This window comes from Bacteroidia bacterium (assembly GCA_026932145.1).
Classification (GTDB): Bacteria; Bacteroidota; Bacteroidia; order J057; family JAIXKT01; genus JAIXKT01.
The window spans coordinates 1-9,027 of record JAIXKT010000053.1 but is presented as its reverse complement, the minus strand read 5'-3'; the positions used below and the strand labels follow the sequence as shown (position 1 = coordinate 9,027).

General features: G+C 36.5%; 8 protein-coding genes. 7 read left to right on the top strand and 1 reads right to left on the bottom strand.

Features of this window, described 5'->3' with window-relative positions; genetic code table 11:
- Positions 1–166: 166 nt before the first annotated feature.
- From LC115_11810 to LC115_11790, 5 genes are all read left to right on the top strand, one after another.
- The gene (locus LC115_11810; protein ID MCZ2357349.1) at positions 167–808 is read left to right on the top strand and encodes a hypothetical protein; all 642 of its coding nucleotides are present in this window, start codon (positions 167–169) and stop codon (positions 806–808) included.
- Complete coding sequence (locus LC115_11805) at positions 795–1,196, top strand: hypothetical protein (protein MCZ2357348.1); 402 nt, start codon at positions 795–797, stop codon at positions 1,194–1,196. The genes LC115_11810 and LC115_11805 overlap by 14 nt, the downstream gene beginning before the upstream one ends.
- Positions 1,197–1,760: 564 nt before the next feature.
- Entirely contained in the window at positions 1,761–1,967 is a 207-nt protein-coding gene (locus tag LC115_11800; protein MCZ2357347.1) for a hypothetical protein, read from the top strand.
- A complete protein-coding gene (locus LC115_11795; GenBank protein ID MCZ2357346.1) occupies positions 1,967–2,728 on the top strand; it encodes a hypothetical protein in 762 nt (253 codons plus the stop codon). Before LC115_11800 ends, LC115_11795 begins: the two co-directional genes overlap by 1 nt.
- A complete protein-coding gene (locus LC115_11790) occupies positions 2,728–3,681 on the top strand; it encodes a DUF4268 domain-containing protein (protein MCZ2357345.1) in 954 nt (317 codons plus the stop codon). The genes LC115_11795 and LC115_11790 overlap by 1 nt, the downstream gene beginning before the upstream one ends.
- Positions 3,682–3,750: 69 nt before the next feature.
- On the opposite strand, the gene LC115_11785 is transcribed toward LC115_11790, so the two are convergent.
- Positions 3,751–3,888 (bottom strand): hypothetical protein, encoded by a 138-nt coding sequence (locus LC115_11785; protein ID MCZ2357344.1) that lies wholly within the window; start codon positions 3,886–3,888, stop codon positions 3,751–3,753.
- A gap of 604 nt (positions 3,889–4,492) precedes the next feature.
- Between LC115_11785 and LC115_11780 the strand changes: the two genes are divergently transcribed.
- Complete coding sequence (locus LC115_11780) at positions 4,493–8,206, top strand: BREX-1 system adenine-specific DNA-methyltransferase PglX (GenBank protein MCZ2357343.1); 3,714 nt, start codon at positions 4,493–4,495, stop codon at positions 8,204–8,206.
- A complete protein-coding gene (locus LC115_11775; protein MCZ2357342.1) occupies positions 8,207–8,881 on the top strand; it encodes a hypothetical protein in 675 nt (224 codons plus the stop codon).
- Positions 8,882–9,027: the final 146 nt, after the last annotated feature.

Sequence of the window (9,027 nt, the reverse complement as noted above, 5' to 3'; positions counted from 1 at the left end):
ACAAAACACTTGACAAAATTAGATCCCAAGAAAAAAAACACCGGAATACCAAAATTTATTTTGGTATTCTCTTTTTTTTCTCGGAACTTCGTCAAGCGCTGCGTTAGCGGCTATTCTGTGGAGACAGCGTTTCAACACAAGAAGTGTCCAAAGTTTAAAGAGCCATATGAATAAAACAATCAATAAAGTAGGCTTTTGGTCAGGACTGATTGCCTTTGCAGCAACAGCGGCTTACGTTATTGTTCAGGTGCTACAAGTCATCGGTTTACTTCCCTACCCATTTGACGAAATTTTAGTTTACAGTACTTCGCTTTGCATCGTTATACCTTTTGTTCTTGAAATGCTTGCGCTGCATTATGTAACACCGGATACAAAAAAGTTTTGGAGCCATGCCGCTCTTATTTTTTCTATTATCTATTCAGTATTTGTTACGGCGAATTATGTTGTCCAATTGGCGACAGTAATTCCTAATAAGCTAAAAGGTAAAGCAGATGAAATTCGTCTTCTTGAGCAAACACCTCATTCTTTGTTTTGGGACTTTGATGCGTTGGGATATATTTTCATGGGCTTAGCAATGCTTGTAGCCATTCCAGTATTTGAGAAGCATGGTCTTCAAAAATGGGTGAGACTTTCTTTTTTAGCGAATGTTTTTGTTACGCCGTTGATTACATTTGTATATTTCTATCCGACCTTTTCAACTAAGTTGCTCTTTCTTGGTTTCAGTTGGGGAATTACAGCGCCTTTGGCTATGTTGATGCTTACCCTTTTGTTTAAAAGGAATAACAAACTAAACCATGAGCAATATTAAGCGACCTGAAAATAGTATTCGCTATCCATTAGGCATATTGCTTTTGCTTGTCGCAGTTAATGCATTTTACGGTGGATATTACGGATTGTCAGGAGCAAAGACTGTTCCAACAGAATGGCTAAAAGGCAGCCCTTTTCGGAACTACTTTATTCCAAGTTTATTTCTTTTTATTGCTGTTGGGGGTTCAACCTTCACCGCAGCAATCCTTGTATTCAAACGAAACCACAAGGCACGCAAAGCAGCTTTTATAAGCGGTATAATTATTCTTGTCTGGCTTGCTGTACAAGTGGCAATAATAGGCTATGTTTCATGGATGCAACCTGCAACAGCAATTGCGGCTATTATAATTCATTTTCTAACTTGGCAACTCCCGAAATATGGAAATTAGACATTTTTTACTTTGGCTACCGATGATAGTGCTTGCATTTGCCAACGCAACACTAAGAGAATTGGTGTTTATAAAGCAGTTTAGTGAATTTCGAGCACATCAGTTGTCAACTGTGACCCTAATAATACTTTGCTCAATATATGTATGGCTTGTGTTCCCTATTTTAAACATTCAAAATTCTAAACAAGCTCTTTTTATTGGCTTTGTTTGGGTGCTATTGACAGTTGCCTTTGAATTTTCATTAGGACGCTTGACAAATAAATCGTGGGAATACCTTTTTCGGGACTATAATCTTTTTGCTGGACGTATTTGGTTGTTTTTTCTTTTGTGCCTTTTTCTTTTGCCCTATTTGAATTACCTCATAAAAAATAAATGATACGCAGTACGTTTGTCAAAGAAAAACAGCCGCTAACAAACATATTTGCAAAAGCACGGCTGAAGGAAGTTATTGAGCATTTGTACTACTATCAACTTTTGTGCATATATTCGGCTGACGGTTTTCAAATGCCGTGCCTTCGCAAATATGCCGGACGTTATGTGGCATTTTAAAACAACGATACTGCAATGAAAGACGAACTAACTGACAAGGAACATTTAGAAATTTTGAACAACCAAGAAGCTGACCTTTTTGGACGAATTGCAACTTTCAAAGATTATGTGAACATTGGCTTTGACATTGCAGAAGCTAAACAAATGGCAGGACTGAAAAATTATGACTTTTCAGCGGACGAAGATTTACAGAAATTCATTAACGAACAAACCAAAAAATAATGTTTTCTACCAATAATCAAATTGCAGAACTTTTACAATGTGTTTACAAAGACGGTTTCGGTTTTGATGTTTCCGTTTTTCTGAACACTGACAAAACTTTTCAAGTTCATTCAAATGGTTTACTTGATGAAACTTACAGCAGCTTTCAAGATTTTATTGATGATTTAGCCATCAAAAATCAGCTTTGGCACACTTACTATTTTGTTCGTATTGACAAAAAATATCAGCAAATTGTTGAAACTAAATTACAGGAAACCTTAAAAAAAGTATTTGACAACTTGAGTAGAAGTATGATGAACACCCAAGATAATTGGCAGTTTGACAATGAACCAATGAACGATTTTATCAAAAATAAAATACAGCAAACAGTTGCGAATAACTATCATTTTGAGTTTTTACAAACAAAAAAATCAAAGCATTTAGAATTACAATCAGAACCACAAGAACTAGACCAAATGTGGAACGGCTATTGTCCTGAAAGTTGGCTAAAAGGTAAACAAGTAAAAATGCGTTTGAATAAAAACGACTTTTACGAAAGTGAAGAAACAGGTCTGCAAATAGCAATCATTCCAGGTGTTCAAGCTGTAATTTTAAATTTCAGAGGAAATGGAGAGTTTCGTTCAACTATTTCATTTGCAAATGACATAGAAAACGGAGAGCTTTTAAGTCCTCAAAACATTGACAGACCACCATTTAACAGCCCGACAGAGGTTTTTGAAAATAGCGTGCAAATTAAAAATTACATAAACAACATCAACTAATGGAATTAGAATTCGGAGAAATAGTAAGTGTACCTATGAATCAAATTTGGCAACACGAAGAAAGAGATTTCACACCTTGGCTTGCTCAAAATATTGAAAAGTTGGGTGAAGCTTTAGGCGGTTTGCAGTTAGAAGTTGAGCAGACAGAAGTTTACGCTGGTAACTTTCAGTTAGATATTTTGGCAAAAGAAGTTTCTAACAACAAAGTTGTTGTTATTGAAAATCAGATTTACAAAACTGACCATAAACATTTAGGGCAACTCATAACTTATGCCTCATTTTTCAAAGCAGAAATAATCATTTGGGTTGCACAAGAGATTACCGAAGAACATCGTTCTGCAATAGATTGGTTGAACAATAACACTAACGACCATTTAGAATTTTATGCAGTTGAAGCAAACATCATAAAAATAGACAACTCAAAACCTGCATTAAATTTCAAACTGAAAGCATTTCCAAACGAATGGACAAAATCTGGAGGAAATACAGCAACAACAGAAACAGGCGAACTTTACCGAGCATTTTTTCAAAAACTACTGGATGAGTTGAGAGAAAAACATCGTTTTACAAATGCAAGAACAGGACAACCTCAAAGTTGGTATAGTTTTACTTCGGGTATAAAAGGTTGTATCTATGGATGTTCGTTTGCAAGAGGTTCAAAAGTTAGGGCAGAAGTTTACATAGACACACCAAGTCAAGAAATTAATAAAGAAATTTTTAGAGTTTTTGAACAACAAAAAATACAATTAGAACAAGAATTTGGAGAAAAATTGCAGTTTGAGGAATTGCCATCAAAACGAGCTTCACGAATTGCAGTGTACAGAGATGGCGATATTTGGACAGATACACAAACTTTAGACGAGATTAAGAATTGGTGCATAGAAAAACTACTAAAATTCAAACAAGTTTTTGGTGCGAAATTAAGGCAAGAGACTTTAAATAAAGAATATTAAAAGAAAAACGCCACATAACAAGCGGTTTGAACGCAAGCAGGGCGAAATGTTTCCAATTGAACTTTTTTGCTATATTTGGAGTTCGGTCTTCGCATCAACGGTAGTGCTAAAATCCCTGCCTGCGTCAAGCCGCCAAACGTTGAGCGACATTACGCCTGCGGCGTAGTTTTGTTCTTCGTGTTTTGCTGCGCAAACACTCCCATCCAAAACAAATGTCGCTCAACGCAGCGCTTGACCTAATTTTGTCTAAGATACGCCTGGGCTTTGCGCCGGCTGCGGCTCGCACCGCTCGCCGTTCCGGCTAACGTCGCCCAACAAAACACTTGACAAAATTAGATCCCAAGAAAAAAAACACCGGAATACCAAAATAAATTTTGGTCTTCTCTTTTTTTTCTCGGAACTTCGTCAAGCGCTGCGATGTGCAAAAGTCTCCGCTTCGCTCCGCCTTTTGCACATCGGGCTCGCGGATTACATCCGCTGATGTGTTAAAGCGTCTTCGCTCCGCTTCGACCTTCAACACATCAGCGGATTTGCAAAATTCCTACGGCTTTCATAGCTCCGCTATGAGCTTTCGGAACTTCGCAAATCCGCGAGCCCGTTAGCGGAAACCCTATGACGACAGACAGAGAAACATTTAACCGACAGAAAAATGACCAGAAATGCCAACCGCACAAAATGGCACATTTGGTTTTTCCAGACACACGAGCCAACGCTCAAAAAAACAAAAAAGCCATTTTTTTGCCAACGCTCTGACACCGTTCCGACCGAAAAACTTATCTTAACCGACTGAAATAGAAAATATAATTTGTAGATGGAATTAAAAGAATTGAAACCAAGAAAGGCACTGAACAAAGCCTTTTTAAAAGTAAAACCGAACAGGACTGAAATTGAAGGTTTCAAGACTAATCTCATTACTTTACTCGACAGGACGAATGACACAGAAAGCGAAGAGTTTCATAAAAACCTTGTCATTGACTTTTTAAAGAAAACCTATTACGACCCAAACCATTTTATAAATACCAAAGGTCGAAACGACCTTGTTATTCATAATGGCAATACAGCTAAAAGCTCCGTTGGTGTAATCATTGAAGCAAAAAAGCCGACCAATAAAGCGGAAATGATTACCACTAAAAAGCTGAACGCAAAAGCGTTTCAGGAATTAGTGCTTTACTACTTACGAGAAAGAATAACACATAAAAATCTTGAAGTAAAACATTTGGTGGCGACCAACATTAACGAATGGTTTATTTTTGACGCTACCCTATTCGACAGACTTTTTGCTCAAAATAAAAATCTCGTAAAACAATTCAACGACTTTGAAGGTGGACGTTTAGCAGACACAAAAACAGATTTTTTCTACAAACAAATTGCCGAGCCATTTATTGCCGACATAACTTCTGAAATTGAATTTACTTACTTCAATATTCAGGACTTTCAAAAACCGTTACGCAACACCGACAAAGCAGACGACAATTCGCTGATTGCGTTATTCAAACTTTTATCGCCTGAGCATCTTTTAAAACTTCCTTTTACCAACGACAGCAACAGCCTTGACAAACGCTTTTACAGCGAGTTGTTACACATCATCGGCTTGACCGAAACCAAAGAAGGAAGCAAAAAACTGATTGAACGAAACAAAGCAGGTGAACGACACACAGGAACAATTCTTGAAGATGCCATCATTCAGCTTGACAGCTTAGATAAATTGAGCCGATTGGAAAAGCCAAACCAATTCGGCAACACACAACAGGAACGACTTTTTAATGTAGCTCTTGAACTTTCGATTACTTGGATAAACAGAATTTTGTTTTTGAAGTTGTTGGAAGCCCAACTTATCACTTATCACAAAGGCGATAAATCATTTTCATTTCTCAACCTTGACAAAATCAAGAACTATGACGACCTGAATAGTTTGTTTTTTCAGGTGTTGGCTCGTAAGTATGACGAGCGAAACGAAGATGTAAAAAAGGCATTTGAAAAAACGCCTTATCTCAATTCTTCGCTTTTCGAGCCAACCGACATTGAACAGGTTACTTTGTTTATCAGCAATCTGAAAGACGATAAAACCATTCCGATTTTTTCGCAAACCGTGCTGAAAGACCAGCAAGGCAAAAAACGGACAGGCAATATTTCCACGCTTCAATACTTGTTTGAGTTTTTAGATGCTTACGACTTTGGAGCAGAAGGCGGAGAAGAAATTCAGGAAGACAACAAAACACTGATTAATGCTTCGGTTCTCGGATTGATTTTCGAGAAAATAAACGGCTACAAAGACGGTTCATTTTTCACTCCCGGTTTCATCACAATGTATATGTGCCGTGAAACCATTCGCAAAGCCGTTTTGCAGAAATTCAACGAAACCAAAAAATGGAACTGCAAAGACATTGAAGAACTTTACGACAAAATTGAAGACCGAAAAGAAGCCAACAAAATTGTTGATAGTATTAAAATTTGCGACCCAGCCGTGGGTTCAGGACACTTTTTAGTTTCTGCACTCAATGAAATGATTGCCGTTAAAAACGACTTGAAAATTCTGCAAGACCGTAAAGGAAAACGTCTGAAAGAATATCAGGTTGAAGTTTTAAATGATGAATTGATTGTAACAGACGAAGAAGGCGAACTATTTGAATACAATCCAACCAACAAAGAAAGCCAACGCATACAAGAAACCCTATTCCACGAAAAGCAAACCATTATTGAAAACTGCCTTTTCGGTGTGGACATCAATTCCAACTCTGTAAAAATTTGCCGTTTGCGTTTATGGATTGAGCTTTTAAAGAATGCTTATTACAAGAACGCAACAGAATTAGAAACACTTCCGAATATTGACATCAACATAAAATGCGGAAACTCTTTGGTAAGCCGTTTTGCGATTGATGCAGACTTAAAACAAGCCTTGAAAAAAAGTAAGTGGACAATTGACAGTTACCGAATAGCTGTTGACACTTACCGAAATGCTGAAAGCAAGGAACAGAAACGGGAAATGGAACGACTGATTGCCGACATTAAATCGGATTTCAGAATTGAAATTTCGTTGAATGACCCAAAAGTAAAAAAGCTGCGAAAGATTTCAGGCGACTTGTATCAAATGACCAATCAGGGACAACTTTTTGAAATGAGCAAAAAGGAAAAAGCCGATTGGAACAAAAAAGTAACGCAACTTACAGAAGAAACCAAGAAACTTGAAACCGAAATTGAAGAAATAAAAGCCAACAAGATTTTTGAAAACGCTTTTGAATGGCGTTTTGAATTTCCTGAAGTACTGAATGATGAGGGCGATTTTGTGGGCTTTGATTGCGTTATAGGAAATCCGCCTTATATCAGACAAGAAGAAGTAAAAGATTTAAGCGGTTACTTTCAAAGTAAGTTTAAAAGTTTTTCAGGCAAGTCAGATATTTACGTTTTCTTTTATGAAAACAGCATAAATCTATTAAAGCCCTATGGAGCAATTAACTTTATTACATCAGGAAAATTCTTTGAAGCAAGCTATGGTAAACCCTTGATTGAATTTCTTCTTAACAATACCGAAGTAATCGAAATAATCAATTTCAATGACCTGCCTGTTTTTGAAGGTGCAACAGCTTATCCATTAATTTACTTTGCAATTAAGAAAAGTAAAGATGACTACCAGTTCAATTACTATAGCCTAAATGAACTGCCGACTTTCTCACTAAAAGAAAAACTTAGCAGTTCAGAATTATTAAGCACATCAAAATCAATTTTCACTCAAAACGATTACAAATTTGTTGACAACAGAATATCAAACATTATTGAAAAAGTAAAAATTGGAAGCGTTCCAATTAAAGATTTCTGCGGACTGCCAATTGTTGGAGTTAAGACAGGATTTAATGAAGGTTTTCTCACTGATTTAAAAGATGATAGGATAGTAAAACCTTATGTTTTTGGCAGAGACATCAAAAAATACAGCCCAATTAAACCTGCAAACAAAATCATCTTCCCATATAATGATGACTATTCAATTGCAGACATAAATGAATATCCAGAAATATCATCACATCTTGAAAAACAGAAAACCAAGTTATCTCAAAGAGCTATTATTAAGGAAGGCTTAGTTACCAAAACAAAATGTTGGTATGAATATCAGCAGATAAACAAAACTGTTGATTACAATGCTGAATACATAATCTACCCAAACGTATCATTGGGCAATAATTTCACATTAACAAAAGGTGCAGTAATTGATATGACGGGCTTTTTGATTAAATCAAATAGTCGTTACCTATTGGCAATTTTGAACTCAAAACTCATTGCTTTTTTAATGAACATATGGAGCATTAGTCGCAGGGGTGGTTACTTGGAATACAAAGTGCAATACATTGAAAAAATACCAATTAAAAATATTTCTGAAAAGGAGCAAAAGCCATTCATTGAGTTAGTTGAAAAGATTTTAGAAGGTCGCAAAAATGATAATAACACCACAGACTTAGAAAGCCAAATAGACCAATTGGTTTACCAGCTTTACGACTTGTCCGAAGAAGAAATTAAAATTATTGAGAACGCATAAATGATAACAACATTAATCATATTAGGTATTCTGACAGTGTTTATCATTGGCTTTGTTCAGGTTTATAATCGTCATTCAAGAGTTGTAAAGAAGATTGATTTTGCAGGAGAATACAGAAACAAATTCATAGAGTTTTCTAACAAGTATTTTGAAACTTATGACCGTTGGAGCAGAGCAGGTGATTTTGATGGACAGTTGTATGTATGGCTCACTATGAACGTAAGTAAAATACAAGGCAATTTAGGAACATTTGGTATTATGGACTACATCGCTCCATTTCAAACTTACAGAGTTTCAAATTATCAAATAGTAATAAACACTATTCCAAAATTCAGAGACGGAACCGTTAAAGACTTTGACGTTAATTCGGTTGACGACTGTTTGTTAAGATATATCGGTTATTTGGAAGAATATAGCCAAGACACCCAAAAGAACTTGAAAAATCCAATTGTTTGGTTTCGTGAAGGGTTTAGAGAAGTATTAAGCATCCCGATTTTTGTCTTGAATTGGTTTGGAATTATAAGCAGCAGGACAGTTAATTCCATTAAGGACAGTTTAATTTACAAAGTATTATCAGGACTTATTGCCTTGGTGACACTTGTAAGCGGACTTGTAACAATTGTAGTTGGTTACGACCAAACCTTAGAATTTGTAAACAGACTAATAGGAAAGTAAATGACATCAAAGCCAACGCTTCACAGCCACACACATTGCCAAGTCGCACAAGCCGACCCACAAGCCAAAACTTGGCAAAGAGTGTGTTTGTCCAACCGCACCAAAGACAGCGAAACCCACGACAGACAAGAAGGGCAGCAGCTAAC